Source organism: Hymenobacter aranciens, from assembly GCF_030580865.1.
Classification (GTDB): Bacteria; Bacteroidota; Bacteroidia; order Cytophagales; family Hymenobacteraceae; genus Hymenobacter; species Hymenobacter aranciens.
The window spans coordinates 206,632-222,729 of the sequence record NZ_JAUQSY010000007.1; the positions used below are offsets into that span (position 1 = coordinate 206,632).

Consider the following 16,098-nt stretch of genomic DNA (forward strand, 5'->3'; position numbering starts at 1 on the left):
TGAAGTTTGTTAGTCAAAAAGATGCTCAACTGCTTTGGAAATAAAGCTTAAAAGTCCGTCAAGTGCGGCTTCGACGGCACCTTCGATAAGGGTGTCCGTCAGCAGGCTTCCGAGGTATTTAAGCAGTGAAAGCATTGGGCCGGATAGTAAGAGAATGGGCAGCGCTAATCAGCATAATTCAATGATGGGCTTGCAGCGTTTAAAAAACCTCTGCCAGCATCGCTACTAATTCCAATATCGCCTCTAGTATGGCACCGGGCGAATGCCAGAAGGACTTGGGGTCAGCAGGCATAAATGGTTGAATTTGGGGGCTAAACTGGCTCAATCAAATAGCAGCGCCGCTGCTCATCAAAGTCAATCACTAGCGCCTCATCGCCCTTCGCCAGCGCCGCGCCGGTGCTGCGCACGTTCAGCATCAGCGGTGCCCCGTTGATGCGAACGGAAGCTTGGCCGAGGTGCTCGGCCGAGGCCGGCAGCAGCACCGTGCACACCTTGCCGATGGCCTGGGCGCCGCCGTCGTGCTCCTTTTCCATCGCGGCGAACAAGTGGACGAAGGGCAGGGTCAGAAACTTGGCAACGAACAGGCTGCCAATAAACAGCGGCACGAAAAACAGCAGTCCCAGCAGCAGCGAAGTGTTGCCAATGTAGTAATTGAGCAGGATGCTGCCCACCCACAGCGGCAAAAAGACGAAGCTGAGAAATATCATCAGCGGGATGCGGCCGAGGTTGAAAAAGGCCAGCGCGCCGTTCAGCCAGGAGGCTTCGTGGTGGTGGTCGAAGTGATGCCCGTCAGCGTCCATGTCTACGTCGAGGTCCACCGTTTTCATATCTAGCAGCCCCACGATGACCGTGAGCCAGTAGAGCAACACGAAGAGCAGCAGCCCGGTGGGCAGTAGGTTGGCCGGGGCGACGGCCGCGTGGTAAAGTTCAAGCATAGGCATGGCGGCGGCTGAAAGGTAAGGCGAGGGAAGGAATTTCAGGGGCGGCCCGCCGGTGGTTATTGTCCGGCAAGCCCGAGTTTGGATTTTAAGGCCTGCAGGTCGGCGGCCGCTTTGGTGGTGCCGGTGCTGCCGAGGGCCTTGTCGATTTCGGCATCGACGCTCTTGCTTTCCTGCGCAATCTGGCCGTAGGATTCGGCCAGGGCTTCCTGCACCGCTACCTTCTCCTTCATGCGCTCCAGCAAAGCCACTGTGCCCGATGAGTCGAGCTGTGCCAGCTGCTTGTTGATGTTGATGGTGGCGGTGCTCACCGTCACGCGGGCCTTCAGCGTTTTGAGCTCGTTTTCCCACTGGCTGATGGTGCTTTTGAGCGTCTGCACATTCTGGTCCATCTGGGCGGCCGATTGCTCGAATTTCGTTTGGTCGGCCGCCGCGCGGGTGGCGTGGGCTTCGTTTTCCGCCTTTTTTACCAAGGCTTCGCCGGCTAGCCGGTCGGCCTCGGCCGCATCCAATTCGCCGCGGTGGGCGCGCTGCAACAGCAGCACGGCTTTGTTTTCGTAGTCGGCGGCTTTGGTGCGGGCCGCTTCACTCTCGTTGCGGGCGCGGATGACCATGGCCTTCACCTCGGCCAGGCCGTGGAGGCTTTTGTCGAGGTCCTGGCGCAGGTCGCGCAGGCCCTGCTCGGTCATCTTGATGGGGTCTTCGAGCTGGTTGACGGCCGCGTGGGCTTCCGACTGGCCGATTTTGAAGAGACGATTGAGGATATTCATGGCTGGTGGGGTTTGATGGTGAAAGTATCTATTCTCCTTTCGAAAATCGAATTAATTCGTCTGAAAACTCGCTGAGCAGCAGCCCCAACGAATTAATGCAGGCTTCCAGCTCACTCACATCGAGCGTGTCGATTTGCAGCGTGTCGCGGAAGATGAGCCGCAGGCCGGTTTCATCGAGGGCGAAGGCGCCGTGGATGATGTCGCGGTTCTTTTGCAGCAGGCGCTGGTACACTTCCAGCGAAGGCTTGGGCAGGTCGAGCAGGTACTGTTCCAGAATCAGCAGCGGGTCGCCGCAGCCGATGACGAGGTTGCGGATGGCCAGCTCCGGCTTATCGACTACGAACAAACCCTGCGCCTCGTCGGCGTGGCAGATGTCGAAGCCCAATTCCAGCAGGTAGCCGCGGATAGTCGTAAAGTAGTGGTTTGGCATTGGCAATTGTTAGTGGTTGCTCAAAAAAGTAGCGGTGTAGCGGGCGGCTTTGCGCCGGGTATGCTAGTTTTACGACACAATATTAAGCAGGGTTTTGTGATTGCTCATGCTTTGAGCGAAAATAATTTTTTGATAAATGTCCTACGTTGGCAAGAATATCCGGAAAATACGTACAGTTAAAAAGCTGAGCCAGGCAGCATTTGCCGAATTGTTTGGCTTGGCGCGGCCTAGCGTGGGGGCTTACGAAGAGGGGCGTTCGGAACCAAAAATGGAGACGCTAACGAAAATTGCTCATCATTTTGGCCTTTCAGTCGACTTGCTACTTACAAAAGAGCTTACCGTGAATGAGCTCTACAACTTCGATATTTTTCAGCCCAAGGAAGCCGAGCAGCTGCCTACGGAAGCCTTGGCCGAAGCTGATAAAAAGCAGCATGTAACTCCACTGGTCTATCGCAACCGCGCCCTGGAATATATTGTGCAACATCATAACCCGGCTTTTATCGATGCGCTGCCTTGGCTGCAGTTGCCGCACAACCTGACGGGCCCGACGCGGGCTTTCGAAGTATCAGGGGCGGATATGCTGCTGCACCGGCAGGGCCTGCGCCACCAGGATATCGTGCTGTGCTGCCGCATGAACAAAGCGCAGCCGCAATTGCAGAAAGGGCGCGTGTACGTGTTCGTGACGCAGGGAAAAATTCTCATCCGCCGCCTAGCCGAGCGGCTGCCCGACGGCAGCTTGCGCCTGCAGGCCGACAATCCCGACTTCGGCACGCAGGATTTGGAGCTGGCGCAGGCGCTGGAAATATGGGAAGTGAAGGGCGTGTTTACAACGCATATGCGCCCACCGGCGCTGCTCGATGAGCGCGTGGCCGAGCTGGAGCGTAAGGTGGAACGCCTGCTGGAACGGCTGAGTATGGAGGAGTAGCCAGCGCGCCAGCCGGGTATTGCGCCTCTACCTCATGCTACAAACGGCGCATTGGTGCGGCCCAGCCACGAGCTCAGAAAGGTCGGCGCCGCTTGAAGCCCATGCGGTATCATCAGCGCCGGTTGCTGCCTTCGGCTTCAGCGCCTTACACCAGGTCTTAACGGCTGTAATAGCGGTTAAAAACTTCGTGATACCGGCTACCACCGGGCGATTGAACGTCGGCCGACGTGCGCAGATGCAGCCGGTGAGCGGTAAGCTCCACGATGACGTGTTTTTCGGGTCCGGAAGATTGGGTGAACGGAACGTTGTGGTAGTTGACGAAGCCGGGCGAGACAATCAGCGTGTCGCCCTGGCGGGTGTAAGCATACACTTCGTTCCCAGCCCGCAGGGAGTCGGTCCAGATACCGGGGCTGATGCGGGTATAGTGCAAGTAGCCAATCGTACTGAAGCCCGCCAGCGTCCCATCCGTCTGGTAGCTGGCAAGGGAGTCGGTCTGACAAAACCAGCGGCCCTCCAGCTTAGCGGGTGTAATAATATTCAAAAGAAATCGAAACGGCCCCGTCGACAGGAGCCTGAGCAGGTTCGGGTGGCGGCGGCTTGCGGGCGCGAAGGGTGGGGCGGTGGCTGCATGGGGCATGTGGTGCGCCCGCATACGGCCTTAACCAACTTGTCCACGTACAGCGAATCAGCAGTGGTAGTAACCAGCGGCATACGCTTCCTTCAGGCATCTGGCAGTTCTGGACCGGGCTACGCACCGTGCTGCTGAAGCAGGACTACGAGGCCGCCAGCCAGGAGTCGGAAACGCCTGCGAAAACTTATGTGCAGGTGGAGCTGCCCCGCTAATCGGCTTTTGCTGCTACTGATAGCCACCTGCCGTTGCTGCACCGCGAGCTGGCCGCCGAGCTGCCGGCGCTGACGTTTCTGGCCTGGGTGCGCCAGTGGCTGCACCACGGCTCTGCTAATCCTGCGCCCTTCTGGTAGCCGACGCAGGTAGCTGTTCCATCAGGTGCATGTACTCATTTCTGCTAAAAACCAACGCGTTTGCCGTGTCAGCTGGCGCTTGTTCTCTACGTAAATCCAAAGGTGCATGGGCAAAGCGCACAGTGTGCCCCATCAGTCAGCACTACCTGCTGCGTACCGGCGCAGCTGACGCGCCGGTACGTTTCGGCGGGGTGAAATTGCCCTCAAGAAAGCATTTATTGTGAAGCCACGCCTGCTGCCGGTAGCGGCAATTTGCTGAGCATTAAAGCAATGTCTCTAAATTATTTCGTGTAATCTTTATTTTACTTGCCGGCTACAAAACCCTGACTGGTAAGCTTTAGCTGACTCAAATCCAGGCCATACTGCGTCTTGAAGAGTTGACCGATGCTCTGCTGGTAGGCCGTTAGCTTACCTTCTTTGATGGCTGATTGCCAGCCGCCCTGCACGATGACGGTTTGCAGCTTCATTTCCTCGCCCAACTGCGCAGCACGGCCGCGGGCCTGGGAGTTGGCGGCCAGCAGCGGGGCTACCTGCGCCCGTACGCCCCGCGCCATGGGCACCGTGATGGCCTTACCATCCTGAATGTTATGCACAATGGCATAGCCCATGAGCATGTAGGCGGCCAGCGCGTCGGCGGCATCGTTGTCGCGCAGGCCGGTGCCGTCGAGGATGCCGCGGTACACATGCCCGTAGTCGTACTTGCCGGGACCAAAGGCCGCGGTCACGGCCTGCGCACCGGACGGGTTGCTGGTTTTGAGGCGGTTGGCATAGCTCTGCACCGTTTGCTGACGCAGGGCCGGGGTAGACTTATAGGCCGTGCTGACCGCCGGGCGCGTGGCCCTGGTTTTACTCCGGGCGCTGGTTCCGCCGTTACCATTGCGCTCCATGGCGTTGTCCAGCATGCTCTTGTTGATAATCCCGCTGGTAATTACCTGGATGTTGTTGTTGTAGTTTTCCATTATCAGGTCAGGCGACATCTGCGCCTGTGCCGAGCCGACGGTGCCCAGCAAAGCCCCGGCAAGTAGTATCAGAGAACGTTTCATTGACGTGAAAAAGGGTTGGATACTTTGCCATACGCCCGGCGCTAAACAGAGGTTAGCCACTGGCAATATTGACCGAACTTCGGGCACCTGCGTAATCAGCCGCTGGCTTTATTCCCCTCGCATATGTCGTCTTCCGTTTCGCTGCCCGCTGGTTTAGCGCATCCCATCCCATTCTACGTCACGCCGTACTATAATTCTGAAGGGCCCGAAATCAACGTCGGCCCGTTGAGTGAGGCGCTGGCCTTGGCCACGCCCGCCACCATCGGCCCAATGGCCGAGGCGTGGCGCCCGGCGCTGGCCTTGCAACCGGCCACTACGCTGTTCGTGCTGGCGGTGCGCCTCTTCGACCTGGGCCAACACGACGCGGGCCTGTATTGGTTTTATCAGGCCCAGTACCGCGCCCGGCTGTTGCACCGCGTGCTCGACGCCACCGGGGGGGCCAGCTGTTTGCCCCGGCCTTTGAGCTGAATAGCGCCCACGAGGCCTTTATAGAATTGGCTGGCCCTCACTTCAACGGCTACGCCGGCTGCTCGCAGGCGCGCTGGCTGGGAGTTGTCGAACGGGTACGGGCTGAAAATCAGGTGACTCCCGATTTCACGCTTATCTACCCCGACCTGGCTTTGCGCCCCGCCGCCGAGTGGCCAGCTCTCAACCAGGAGGTAAACGATGGTATGCACGGCTTGGCCCAGGCCCTGCGTGAAGACTGGGACGACATGCAGGCCCAACGGCGCGCCAATGGCACCCACGCGCAATATTGCGGCGGGGAAGCGTGACGAGAATACCACTGCTCAGCGCGGCATCGGCAGCTGCACGTAGCTCACCGGCGCGTCGTTGGGCAGCTCGCCCTGGGCGTTGGTGTGGCGTATCTTCAGGATAGTGATGCCGGGGTGAGCCCAGCGGGCTTCCTCGGCCTGCCAGGCGGTGAGCTCGCGCTGCCAGCGCAGGCGTGGGCCGTCGTCATCTATCTGCACCAGCGACACGGTGTTGGGCTGGTCGCCGCCGCCCAGGCCGGGGCTGGTCAGCACCAGAAAGCGTCCGTCGGCCGACATGGCGGGCTGCCCCAGCACTTCCAGACGGCGGCCAGTGCGCTGGTCTACCAGCAGCGTACCGGTTGATTCCCAGAACCAGGCCCGCACCACCCACTGATGGGCGCCGGGCAGGCTGCCCTGGTACTGGTAGCGCACGGCGTCGCCGTTCTGGATGGTGAATTCGGCGGCCGGGGTGGAGGTCAGACGCACCTCCCGGCCATTATCAGCCTTGAGCAGCAGGTCGCGCCCGGTGCGGCGCACCCGACCCTGGGCCGTGGCCAGGGATTTCACTTCCTCCAGGCTGTCGTTGGCCACATCGGGCACGCTGCTGGCGGGCAGCTTATTAAATTCTTCCGCCGAGCTGGGCAGCAGCTGCACTACGCCGGTGGGCAGGTGCAGGGTATCGGCGGGGTGGGCAACGGTGGCAGTGGCCACGGGCGGGGCGGCCTGCTCGGTGGCCGGGGCATCGGGGCGGCAGGCGGGCAGCGCGGCTAGCAGCAGCACACAATAAGTAGGCTTCATGGGGAGTGGCTATTCCTTATAAATGTCAAACTTTTGCAGCGGCACCCGGCCAAAATCCTTGCTGGTGCGGGCCGTGGTGGTGCCGTGCTCAGGGTCGAGGGCGTGAAAATGCTCACTGCCATCGCGGTGCAGCAGCCAGCTGCGGGTGGCGGCGTCGTAGCGAAAGGTCACGTAGCGCGTCCAGCGCTGGGCGCTGCCGCCGTAGTGCTCCACCGTGAAGTAGCCTTTTTTAATGGCCAGACCCGTAAACGGGTCGCCCATTATGCCGCCGCAGTCCACGCAGTACACGGCGTTGTCGGTGCGGGCGGCCAGGGTGAACGTGCCGTTTGCGCCGCCCACAAACAGCAGCAGCGGCCGCTTGGTGGGGTGGTCGATGACGTCGGACGTTTTTTGCTCGTCGGGCCGGTGCAGCACCACCAGCCAGTCGGGCAGCGCGTCGCGGTTCAGGTCGCCGCGCTCGGCTTCGAGCACCACGTAGCCGGCGGGCAGAGCGCGGCGAATGGCGGCGGGCAGGGGAGGGGCCGCGGGCGGTGAGGCCGGCGGCAACAAGCTGGTTAGGAGTAATCCCAGGGCCGGAAGAAGCAGTGGCGCAATCATCGTGGAACGTGCTTACTCAAATCCCGGCTCAGGCATCAGCCCGCGCACAAAGGTTTCGAAATCGGGAGCCAGCCAGGTGATTTTGTAGTCGCTTTCCTGGTCGACGTGCACCACGGCGGGCTCGCCCTGCGGGCCGCAGGCGCGGTAATCGAGCATCACCAGGTCGTGGCCGGCCGAGGGGCAGTCGGCCACCACCACGCCGATGGCTGGATATTCCCACTGGTCAATCATAAACTGGCTGCCCAGCCCGCCGCAGAGCGAGTACAGCTTCTCGTAGCCAATGCCGCTGATGCTGGTGATGGCAATGTGGTCGTCGGCCCAGCTGGTGGCCTCGGTGGTGGGGAAGCAGGTATGCACCGGAATGCCGCCGTTGCGCACCCGCATCAGGGCTACGTAGAAGGCGGGCAGGCGGTAGCCCAGGTCGGCTTCCACGCGGGCAATCAGCTCGTTGCTAGGGGCGGGCTCGGTGTGGGCTTCGGTGGCGTAGGCACTGTCGGCCCAGAAGTGCTGGGCGTCGAAATCGGCGGGTAAGGTCATGGGCAGTGATGGAAAGCTCCGGCTCAACCATACGCAAGGCCTGCCGCTGCGTTGGGTGCCATTGGGGTGGTCCGTATCGGTTTCGGCCGGGAGCCGGCGGCAACCTTCTGCGGGGCGGGGCGGTAAAGTCTTCGCTGACTTGCTGGCTTTACTCAACCATACATTTCTTCCCTCCATGCCCGCCACCACTCCCCCCGCCCAGACCGAGCAAGAGCTGCTGGAGCGTTACGCCGCCCTGGCGTTTGACAAGCAGAATGATGTGTACGAAGTGATTGGCGACAACTCCTGGAACGTCGATATGACGGCCGGTACCATTTCCTTCGGGCCGCAGCTGGTGTTTCCCATGCAGGTGCTGGGCTCCTTCTCGCATTCTTCCGAAACCTGGCTGTGGGCCTGGGCCAATGAGCAATCGGACCTGCCGGAGCCGCTGCTCGCGCAGGCCCGGCAGCTACGCGCCTACGGCGAGCAATACAGTATTGAGTTACTTACGGTCAGTCAGTTCGATGCCACCCAGACGGACCTGCACGCTATCGGCTCCATTGCCAGCGGCATGTTCGGAGCCAGCGGCTACTACCTGGCCAACTACGGGCAAGGCACGCTGGTCGTCACCATCCAGAGCGAGCAGATTGACGAGGTAGCCAAAAACGACTTCGCCCGTATTACGACCGTTTTTCCGCAGGTCATCAGCGTATTTGAAATGCGTCACCGTCCGGCTTTTATTCACTATCTCAGCGCGAAAGGCTATGCCATAGCCGAAGCCGCCGACGCCGTGACGGCCACCGTAGACGCTGGTACGCTTACCGCCACCTTCGACAGCCTGGAACGGCTAACCAACCTCCAAGGCACTGGCGGCCGCTAGGGCAGTCCTGCTTACTTTTCGGTCATGACCGTTGCCATCTGGTTTGCCGGCGGCGAGGTTAACGTTGACGCCTTCGCGCCCTGCCTGCAGTGTGGGGCCGAGCCCGCCACCATCGACGAGCAAGCCCACTCGCTGGCCCTCACCGGCCACTACCTCAAGGCCGATGGCCTGGAGCAGGTGCCGTAGCGCGCCGCCCATCCACATCGACGCAGACTTGCTAGAGCTGCTGCAACAAACCCTGCGCGAGCAGCAGCGCCGGCCGTGGCGAAAATTCTGGTGATTTTCAGGCATTATCAAATACCGCGCACCACGCGGCATAGTGCGGCCCAGCCCACTGCTTCATCTGTGGAAACAGCCACGCCGCCGCCTGCGGGGCCAGATTAAATCCCCGGGCATCGTCCACAAGCGGTTCTTCCTCAAACGCGTGGAGGGCATGGTGCAGCGCCGCACTGCACAGCAGAAACTGCCCCAGCGTATCGGCCACAGCTTCGCCCGCCTGCCAGCTGCCCGCGCCGTGCTGCAGCTTGTGCAGGCCAGCCGCGGGCTGGCTCAAATTGAGCACTACCGGGTCGGCGCCCTCATCGGCCAGCAGGAAAAAGGCAGGGTTCCAGCCAGCAATGGGCGCTTGCTGCCGCGGGTTCCAGTTGTAGCCCGGCTGCCGGGCGCCCAGGCTTTCGAGGCCGTACAGGCGCAGGGGGGTGCCAACGGTATCGAAGTACACATCCTGCGCCGGCGCAATGAAATCCAAGTAAGTAACCAGCTCAGCCGGCAGGGCTTGACTGAATTCGTGGGCCAGCCGCCCGGCCGCTTTGCCCTGGCCAAACTCAAACGGCAAGCCACCGGGCCAGAACCGACGTATTTCAGCGAAAGCATCATCAAGAGACATGGGGTAAGGCATTGGTTGAGAAGGATAACGTCAGGTGAGTCAGGTAAGGGTACGGATTTGGCTGAGCGGACTCTATGCGTACTGGTACGCGGCTTTAGGTGGTGCCAGACAGAAAAGGGTTTACGCCGAATGCTAAAAGCACGATTGCCACGTTTAAGTATCACCAAATCGGATGTTGCGGCGAATCTGCTTTGACCGAGCCTACCTTTACAGGGTCGCTGTTTTATTCTCCTGCCACTTTACCGCCAGACCTCATGCGTCAATTTATTGCTGTGTTAGTGGGTGTTGCGCTCGTCGGAAGTGTGGGCGGCTGCCAGCCCGCCCCGCCTGCTACCCCGCGCCAGGTGCGTAGCGTAGGCTACGGCCACGTCACCGTGTATCCCGACTATGCCGAGCTGACGGTGGATGCCGCCTTCACCCGGCCCCGCCTGCGCGATGCCGTGACGGAGGTGCAGCGCGTCACCGACCAAGTGCTGCGCCTGTCGAAGCGCTACGCACCGGGACGCAACGACGTGCGCGTGAGCAGCACCTCGTCGAATAAGGAATTTGACTACGTCAAAAACAAGCAGGTTTTTGTAGGATTCAATTCCACGCAGTCGGTCACGGTCCGTATCAACGATTTGCGCCAGCTTTCGCCCTACCTGGAGGAACTGCTGGCCACGCCCATCAGCCGCATCAAGGACTTGAGCTACGGCCACAGCCGGGCCGACAGCCTGCGCCGCGAGGCCGACGTACTGGCCCTGGCCGACGCCGTGAAAACCGCCGACAAGATGTGTGCGGCCCTGCACGTGCGGCGCGGCGCAGTGCTCGAAGTCAGCGACTCATCGAGCCCCGAAAGCAGCAACACTAACGGCTACCGCCCCTCGGCCGATATTGAGCTGTATAGCAAAAGCTTCGGTGGCCGGGGCTTCACCGTGAGCCCCGAGCTGCTGCGCTTCGACAGCATGTGCAGCCTGTCGTCGGTTATCGAGTAGCCAGGAAGTGTGCTGGAAAAGTAGCAATCAGGCCTTCAACAAAGCGGTAATGGCCTTTTTCAGACTACCCACTGGCTGCCACGCGCGCAGCTTCTCCTGCACCACGGCGGGCACCGGCGGCGCAGAAACAGGCCGCAGGTCGGCGTAGGCCGCCAGCAGCTTAGCGGTGTTGCGCAGGGGCTCGGCGGGCAGTTCGGGCAGCAGCGCCTCCAGTAGCTGCCGCAGCGCGTCGTCGGTGGCAGGCGAAATACCCCGGGCCGATGGCAGGGCTTCGGCCAGGCGCAGCACGGGGGCGTAGGCGCTGGCCAGCAGCCGCCCCAGCGCCAAGCCTAGTGCGGCAGGCACCAGCCGGCCGGTGCCCACGGCCGCCAGCACCACCTCCCAGGCTAAGGCGCGGCCCGCCGGAAAATTGTATAGCAAACCCACCGCCAGCAGCGTCGAGGCCGACTCGTTGTAGGGAGGGCCATCAACCAGCAGGGCGTGCAACTGCTTATTCATCAGGGCGTGTTCCTCGCTGTAGCCTTCGCTGGTGCGAAAGGCCGAGCGCAGCAGATGCCACTGCAGCGGGGCGGGGTTGTTGGGCAGCAGCGAGAGCAGAAAGCTGTGGTCCTCCACCAGTGCCCACAGGTAGGTGTGGTCTTTCTGCGGCAGCCGGGCGTGCAGCGAATACAGCAGCAGCGGCGAGGGCGGCGTGGCCGATTCCGCCGTGGCCACGCTGAGCTCACGGTAGTGGTAGGCACGCTCGGGCTCGTCCTTGTTCCAGGGTTGTTTATAGATTTCGGTTCGGGTGGCCACGCTCCAGGCTGGCACCCAAGGAGTAGCCAGGCCGGGGTAGTCGCCCAGCGCCGCCAGGGCCGGTAAGCTTGCCTGCGGCAGACGGGTGCGGGCCGCTACGGCCCACAGCCAGGGCAGCACCTCATCCAGCGCGGGCGGCACCGGTGCCTCCCCCGACACCCACTGGCTGAACCGGCTGGCCGCCTTACGCAGCAGCGACCTGTCGGGCGCTTGTACGGTTGGCAGGGGCCGGCTGGCATCGACTGGGGCTAGTAGCCAGTCAAGAAGTTGTCGTAGGCCCGTGTGCTGCAGATGGGCGAGCTGGGCTCGCGCTGCTGCCGCGTCGGCCGGTGCGCTCCAGGCCAGGCGGCTCAGGGCCAGCACCAAGTCGGCTACGTCGGGAGCGGTGGCGGCGGCTTCGTAAGCTTGCAGGCGGGCCACGAGCGCCGTAGGAGCCACCCAGTGTGGGGCGTGGCTGGGCGTGCTGAGCAGCGGCAGTGCCGGTCCGCCGGCGGCGAGGCGTTTTTCAGTCGCCAGCAGGCGCTGCAGGGCCAGCGCCAGCAGCGGGTCGGGGTAGAGCTGGTGCTGGGGCGCGAGGCGCACCCGCGCCAGCTGCGGTTGGGCAAAGCCACCGTACCAGCTTAGCAGTAGGGCCAACAGGAAATCGTGCTGCCCCACCCGGCCCTGGCCGTAGTTGAAGTTGCGCAGCAGGTCCAGCGTTTCGGCTTCGGTCTTGCCTTTCAGTAAGTAAGGCAGCGCTTGCAACAGGTAAGGCCGCAGTTGCCGGGCATGGTCGGGCGGGTACTGGGTGCGCAGCCGTAGCAGGCCATCGAGCCAGCGCTCCTGGGCAGCGGGCTGGTCGGGCTGCAGGGCCTGGCCGGTCAGGAATAGGAGTTCGTGCCAGTCGGCCACCGGGGCAATGGCCGTGGCCGCGGAAATATCGGGCGTGAAATCAAGGCGGGACGCATAAGATACCGTTTCGGCCGCCGAAGCCGGAGTAACCCTCAGCCAGGCGGCCAGTAGCGTGCGGGCCGACGTGCTCAGTAACTCGCCCAAGCCCTCTACAGCGGCCACGGCTTCGGCTGTGGCGGCGGCGTCGAGCAGGGGCTTTTTAGGGTTCAGCAGCGCAACCAAGCCTTTGGCGGCCCGCTCCTGCACGCCGGCATCGGGGTGGGCCAGGGCGGCGCTGTAGAGGCCGGCCAGCGCAGGAGCCTGGGCCGGGTTGTTTTTCAATAGCTTATCGAAGCCGCCAAACAAGGTTTTGAGACCGGTTTTGAGGTCGGGCCGGGTCATCAGGTTGTCGGCGTAAAGCAGCAGGGCTTCCGGCTGAAAATCATCCAGCGCCCATAGGTCCTTGAGCTGGTCGAGGGCGAAATTCACCACCAGCGGCAGCGGGTGGGCCAGCAGCTCCACCAGCTCGCTTTGCCGGGCCAGGCGTTCGTTCAGCGTCGGCCGCAAGGCCCCGAATATTTCCTTGAACCACGTCAACAACGGGCGACGGAAGTCGCGGCGCAGCGCCAACAGGCAGTTGGTGAGCACCCAATCCCGCTCAAGGTGCCCCGACTCCACCAGTTCCGGCAGCACGTCGAGCCAGCGCAGGTGCTCCACAGGCTTGAGGCTGTGGCAATACGTAGCCACCGAGTCAGCCGGCGTGTCAAACTCGAATAGCAATGGCAGCCCCTCACGCAACAGCACCGAATTGGCCCGTAGCGCCGCCAGCACCAGCCCCCGAAACGACGGCAGCGCCCCGCCAGCCGCCAGGGCAGGCCAGCGCGTTTTCAAATCGGCCCACATCTCAATCTGCAAGTTATTCAGCTTCTTGCCCTTCGCCTGTTCCTGCGCCAGGGCAAACGCCGTATCCAGCTCACTGCCTACTGTGTCGAGTTGCCGGGCGGCGGCCTGTGCCAGCAGCGCAGGCACAGGCTCCAGCAGGCCCTCGGCCACTAAGGCCTGTTGCATATCGTAGTCTGGTGTCGTCCAGGGACTGCTGCGGTCGTTACGCACCATCCATTCCGTCAGCCAGGCGGGGCGGGCGTGGCGCAGCACTGCCCACACCCACGGCAAGGGGTTGCACTCGGCGCGAAAGCGCGGATTGACGCTGAGGTAATGGCCAGCCCGCAGGCCGCGGCCGAAGGCCTCCTTTTGCGTGTAGGTAGCCAGGCCGGTCAGATACAGCATCAGGTCCTGCTCGGGCTGCATCAGCCGCGTCCATTGCCCGTTGGCGCGTTTCACATACTCGTCCAGCTCCTTATGCAGGCTTTTAGCGCGGGTGCGCACCGGCACCACGTCGGCCTTTTCCAGCGCCAGCAGAAACGGCGTCAGCTCGGCCGCCGTACCGCGCCGGATGAGTTGTTCAAAAGTGTCGACGGCAGCGGAGATGGCAGGCATGTTATTGTCAATAAGAATACTAAATCCAAGGTGGCTAGGCTAGCGCCAGGCGTAAAATCGGGCTGTCACCCAAGGGCTGTTACCCCGCTTCGGTGCCAAACCGCAGCTGCGCCGCCAGAATATGCTTACACGGCCCGCGCTGGCCCTGATTACCCGTAAACCACTGGCAGGTGCAGCGCGGCGGCTCGCTCCCGCCTACCAATACGGTGTGCCACACATCGGTACCGCGCACGCGCACCTCGCTGCGCCCACCGGCCCCCACGCCCACCAGCTGCACATCATCGGCCGCTTCGAGCAAAGCGCGGGCGTTCTTGAGGCGTGGGTTTAGTTTCAGGATGCGCTCCATTTTAAAGGGCAGGCGGCGGTAGAAATAGTGGTTGCTGCGCAAATCGAAACCCAGCAGACCCATGGCCGAGAGGCTGGCGCACAGCCGGTCTACGGTGCCCGGGGCGAGGTCATTTTCCAGCGCAAACAGCGACGGGTTAAAGGTTTCGTTGCCCCGAAACAGCTTGTTAGCACCCGCAATCCATTCGGCAGGCAGTTCATCGAGTAACGTATCAAGCTGGTTGCCTTCACCCGAGAAGCCCCGGTTGGTTTCGGCACTGAGGGCCAGTACAAACTCGTGCCCGCCGCCCAGGGCCAGCACGAAGGCCGAGGCCTGGCCGTCGGCCGTGGCATACACGCGCAAACTCTCGCAAAGCGGCAGCAGCCCGTCGAGCAGCCGCAGGCGGTGCGCCCCGCCCACCCGCACCGCGCCCGCGCTGCTCAGTGGCACGAAGCTCGGCCGCGACCCGCGCAGCACCAGAAACAACTCGCCGCGGCTGGCCCCCGCTGGTAGCCCCTGCACCAGCTGCGTGGCCTGCACCCGGTTCAGAATCAGTCGTTCCTCCATAGTCGCCAGGTAGCCCTGCACGGCGGTCAGACCCTTAATCCAACGCTCGGGCAGCGACACCTTGCGCTCGGTCACGGTGCCGGCGGCACGCTCCAGAACTATCTCCTGCTCGCCTACGCGCAGCAGTACCGGCTCGGTTCGGGCCACGCGGGCCAATGCGTTCACCATTGGCTCATTGAAGTCCACGTTGGTGGTGCCGCTGGCCAGAAATTCGCCATCCAGCGCCTCGGGGCCCAGGTCGAGGCGGGCGTATACGCCGTTGCACGATGAAAATGCCTCGAAGCGGAGCAGCCCTGCCCCGGCCGTCACGATAGGGTCGCGCAGGGCCGCGCTCTGCGGCACGAAGCGAGAGGCTACTACTTTGGCTAACGTGGTTAGTCCGCGGGCGGCCAGCCAGGAGTTGCGCAGCCCGCCCCGAAAGAAGCAGGCCGCTCCACGCGCCGGCGCATCCTCGGCATAAGCCGCCAGCGACAATACGTTGCCAGTTGCGCTGGGCGTTAGCGAAGAAGCTTGGACGTAGGCATATGCGAAATCAGCCATGAGCAGTTGTTGTTAAGTGGGGTTGGGGGCTTCGGGAATTACCCCGGGCTGCTGTAGTACCGCAAAGCAGGCGTAAAAAGTTTAGCCATTATGCTAAAAAATTTGTCATTTAATTTTTGTTAACTGAACGACAGTGCATTTTGGATAACGGAAATGTGCGAATGAAGGACGGTGCTAGTGATGTATTAGCAGTTTGCGTTTGCCAAAGCAGGTCGAATGCTCAAAAAATTAGTTGTTGACTGAGCTAGCTGTAAATGCTATTTGGATACAGTCACGATTTTTTGGCCAAAGAATCTTTGCGGTTTCTTGTCCTTTTCAAGCAACAGCCCATTTCCGAAAACGAAATCGTTTTTTTGCGAGCGATATCGTTATAGTTCGCCTACTTCATTCTGAAAGGTACCTGCGCCAGTACTACGTCAATTCCGACGTAGGCGAAAGCATGACTTTCCTGGGTAAGGTATTATTATAAATATTTAATATTTTATCTGAAATGGGCAGTGCGCGCTGGCGTAAGGGCCCAGGTTCTGGCCAGTGGTACACAGCAATTATGTGAATGGTAAGTGCTTGACAAGTAGATGATAGGCGGCTACTGTTTCCTGTGCGAAAAGCAACACTGTACCGAAAGCCCCGAAAACGCAAGTTTGTGGGCCTTTTCTGGCAAGGTTTCCGCATAGCCTTCTAAGGCGCCATTCGCTGCTGGTACTGGTAGGATGGGGTGGCCGTGCTCCGCAGCTAGTTGGAACCCGTAGAAACGGTCGCAGGGATAGTGGCAAACTCGTATGGCCTGACAACCAAGCCGTTTTCGGAGTCTCGCTTTTTTTAAAACAACTGGGCGATTTATCTAACGTTCACAAATCGACTCTTTACCGCATCGAATTTGGAATTGCCAGCCCTAACCTCGACCTGCTAATTTCTGTAGCAAGAGCCCTAGACTTGCAAATGCACGAGTTAATGGACCACGCGGCAATAACGACGTCGGGCAGGGGTATGAACCAGGCCCAGGATAAGTAGGCC

19 protein-coding genes are annotated in these 16,098 nt (G+C 61.4%); 7 read left to right on the forward strand and 12 right to left on the reverse strand.

Annotation, left to right across the window (positions count from 1 at the left end; all coding sequences use genetic code 11):
• Positions 1–9: 9 nt before the first annotated feature.
• The 4 genes from Q5H93_RS12125 to Q5H93_RS12140 all read right to left on the reverse strand — a co-directional run bounded on the left by Q5H93_RS12125 (position 10) and on the right by Q5H93_RS12140 (position 2,138).
• On the reverse strand, positions 10–135 hold the full coding sequence (locus Q5H93_RS12125) for a hypothetical protein (protein ID WP_305006795.1): 126 nt from the start codon (positions 133–135) through the stop codon (positions 10–12).
• Positions 136–311: 176 nt separating this feature from the next.
• Entirely contained in the window at positions 312–935 is a 624-nt protein-coding gene (locus Q5H93_RS12130) for a hypothetical protein (protein ID WP_305006796.1), read from the reverse strand.
• Positions 936–997: 62 nt separating this feature from the next.
• Positions 998–1,708 (reverse strand): PspA/IM30 family protein, encoded by a 711-nt coding sequence (locus tag Q5H93_RS12135; protein WP_305006797.1) that lies wholly within the window; start codon positions 1,706–1,708, stop codon positions 998–1,000.
• 28 nt (positions 1,709–1,736) lie between these two features.
• Positions 1,737–2,138 carry a YbjN domain-containing protein gene (locus Q5H93_RS12140; RefSeq protein WP_305006798.1) on the reverse strand — a complete coding sequence of 134 codons (402 nt, stop codon included), beginning with the start codon at positions 2,136–2,138 and terminating at the stop codon, positions 1,737–1,739.
• Between the two features lie 136 nt (positions 2,139–2,274).
• Here Q5H93_RS12140 and Q5H93_RS12145 point away from each other — a divergent pair, with 136 nt between their 5' ends.
• On the forward strand, positions 2,275–3,063 hold the full coding sequence (locus Q5H93_RS12145; protein ID WP_305006799.1) for an XRE family transcriptional regulator: 789 nt from the start codon (positions 2,275–2,277) through the stop codon (positions 3,061–3,063).
• A 157-nt stretch (positions 3,064–3,220) separates the two neighbouring features.
• Here the strand turns inward: Q5H93_RS12145 and Q5H93_RS12150 are convergent, their stop codons facing one another.
• Together Q5H93_RS12150 and Q5H93_RS12155 are read right to left on the reverse strand one after the other, a co-directional pair.
• The gene (locus tag Q5H93_RS12150; protein WP_305006800.1) at positions 3,221–3,604 is read right to left on the reverse strand and encodes a hypothetical protein; all 384 of its coding nucleotides are present in this window, start codon (positions 3,602–3,604) and stop codon (positions 3,221–3,223) included.
• Between the two features lie 742 nt (positions 3,605–4,346).
• Complete coding sequence (locus Q5H93_RS12155) at positions 4,347–5,087, reverse strand: hypothetical protein (RefSeq protein WP_305006801.1); 741 nt, start codon at positions 5,085–5,087, stop codon at positions 4,347–4,349.
• Positions 5,088–5,210: 123 nt separating this feature from the next.
• Between Q5H93_RS12155 and Q5H93_RS12160 the strand changes: the two genes are divergently transcribed.
• Positions 5,211–5,555, forward strand: coding sequence for a hypothetical protein (locus tag Q5H93_RS12160; RefSeq protein WP_305006802.1), 345 nt, complete (start codon positions 5,211–5,213; stop codon positions 5,553–5,555).
• Positions 5,556–5,581: 26 nt separating this feature from the next.
• The gene (locus tag Q5H93_RS12165) at positions 5,582–5,860 is read left to right on the forward strand and encodes a hypothetical protein (protein ID WP_305006803.1); all 279 of its coding nucleotides are present in this window, start codon (positions 5,582–5,584) and stop codon (positions 5,858–5,860) included.
• A gap of 15 nt (positions 5,861–5,875) precedes the next feature.
• On the opposite strand, the gene Q5H93_RS12170 is transcribed toward Q5H93_RS12165, so the two are convergent.
• Genes Q5H93_RS12170 through Q5H93_RS12180 form a run of 3 tightly spaced genes read right to left on the reverse strand, consistent with a single transcriptional unit; the run spans position 5,876 to position 7,771 of the window.
• Positions 5,876–6,637 carry a hypothetical protein gene (locus Q5H93_RS12170; protein ID WP_305006804.1) on the reverse strand — a complete coding sequence of 254 codons (762 nt, stop codon included), beginning with the start codon at positions 6,635–6,637 and terminating at the stop codon, positions 5,876–5,878.
• 9 nt (positions 6,638–6,646) lie between these two features.
• Positions 6,647–7,234 carry a hypothetical protein gene (locus Q5H93_RS12175; RefSeq protein ID WP_305006805.1) on the reverse strand — a complete coding sequence of 196 codons (588 nt, stop codon included), beginning with the start codon at positions 7,232–7,234 and terminating at the stop codon, positions 6,647–6,649.
• Between the two features lie 12 nt (positions 7,235–7,246).
• Positions 7,247–7,771: an SMI1/KNR4 family protein gene (locus Q5H93_RS12180; protein WP_305006806.1), complete on the reverse strand. Its 525-nt coding sequence runs from the start codon at positions 7,769–7,771 to the stop codon at positions 7,247–7,249.
• Positions 7,772–7,946: 175 nt separating this feature from the next.
• Here Q5H93_RS12180 and Q5H93_RS12185 point away from each other — a divergent pair, with 175 nt between their 5' ends.
• Both Q5H93_RS12185 and Q5H93_RS12190 read left to right on the forward strand, forming a co-directional pair.
• Positions 7,947–8,630: a DUF6882 domain-containing protein gene (locus tag Q5H93_RS12185; protein WP_305006807.1), complete on the forward strand. Its 684-nt coding sequence runs from the start codon at positions 7,947–7,949 to the stop codon at positions 8,628–8,630.
• Positions 8,631–8,654: 24 nt separating this feature from the next.
• Positions 8,655–8,816 carry a hypothetical protein gene (locus Q5H93_RS12190; protein WP_305006808.1) on the forward strand — a complete coding sequence of 54 codons (162 nt, stop codon included), beginning with the start codon at positions 8,655–8,657 and terminating at the stop codon, positions 8,814–8,816.
• Between the two features lie 97 nt (positions 8,817–8,913).
• On the opposite strand, the gene Q5H93_RS12195 is transcribed toward Q5H93_RS12190, so the two are convergent.
• Entirely contained in the window at positions 8,914–9,528 is a 615-nt protein-coding gene (locus tag Q5H93_RS12195) for a hypothetical protein (protein ID WP_305006809.1), read from the reverse strand.
• A 242-nt stretch (positions 9,529–9,770) separates the two neighbouring features.
• Here Q5H93_RS12195 and Q5H93_RS12200 point away from each other — a divergent pair, with 242 nt between their 5' ends.
• Entirely contained in the window at positions 9,771–10,490 is a 720-nt protein-coding gene (locus Q5H93_RS12200) for an SIMPL domain-containing protein (RefSeq protein WP_305006810.1), read from the forward strand.
• Positions 10,491–10,517: 27 nt separating this feature from the next.
• Here Q5H93_RS12200 and Q5H93_RS12205 read toward each other — a convergent pair whose 3' ends face one another.
• Both Q5H93_RS12205 and Q5H93_RS12210 read right to left on the reverse strand, forming a co-directional pair.
• Entirely contained in the window at positions 10,518–13,652 is a 3,135-nt protein-coding gene (locus Q5H93_RS12205) for a DUF6493 family protein (RefSeq protein WP_305006811.1), read from the reverse strand.
• A gap of 79 nt (positions 13,653–13,731) precedes the next feature.
• Complete coding sequence (locus Q5H93_RS12210) at positions 13,732–15,084, reverse strand: SWIM zinc finger family protein (RefSeq protein WP_305006812.1); 1,353 nt, start codon at positions 15,082–15,084, stop codon at positions 13,732–13,734.
• A gap of 828 nt (positions 15,085–15,912) precedes the next feature.
• Between Q5H93_RS12210 and Q5H93_RS24200 the strand changes: the two genes are divergently transcribed.
• The gene (locus tag Q5H93_RS24200; RefSeq protein ID WP_369811016.1) at positions 15,913–16,095 is read left to right on the forward strand and encodes a helix-turn-helix domain-containing protein; all 183 of its coding nucleotides are present in this window, start codon (positions 15,913–15,915) and stop codon (positions 16,093–16,095) included.
• Positions 16,096–16,098 lie beyond the last annotated feature (3 nt).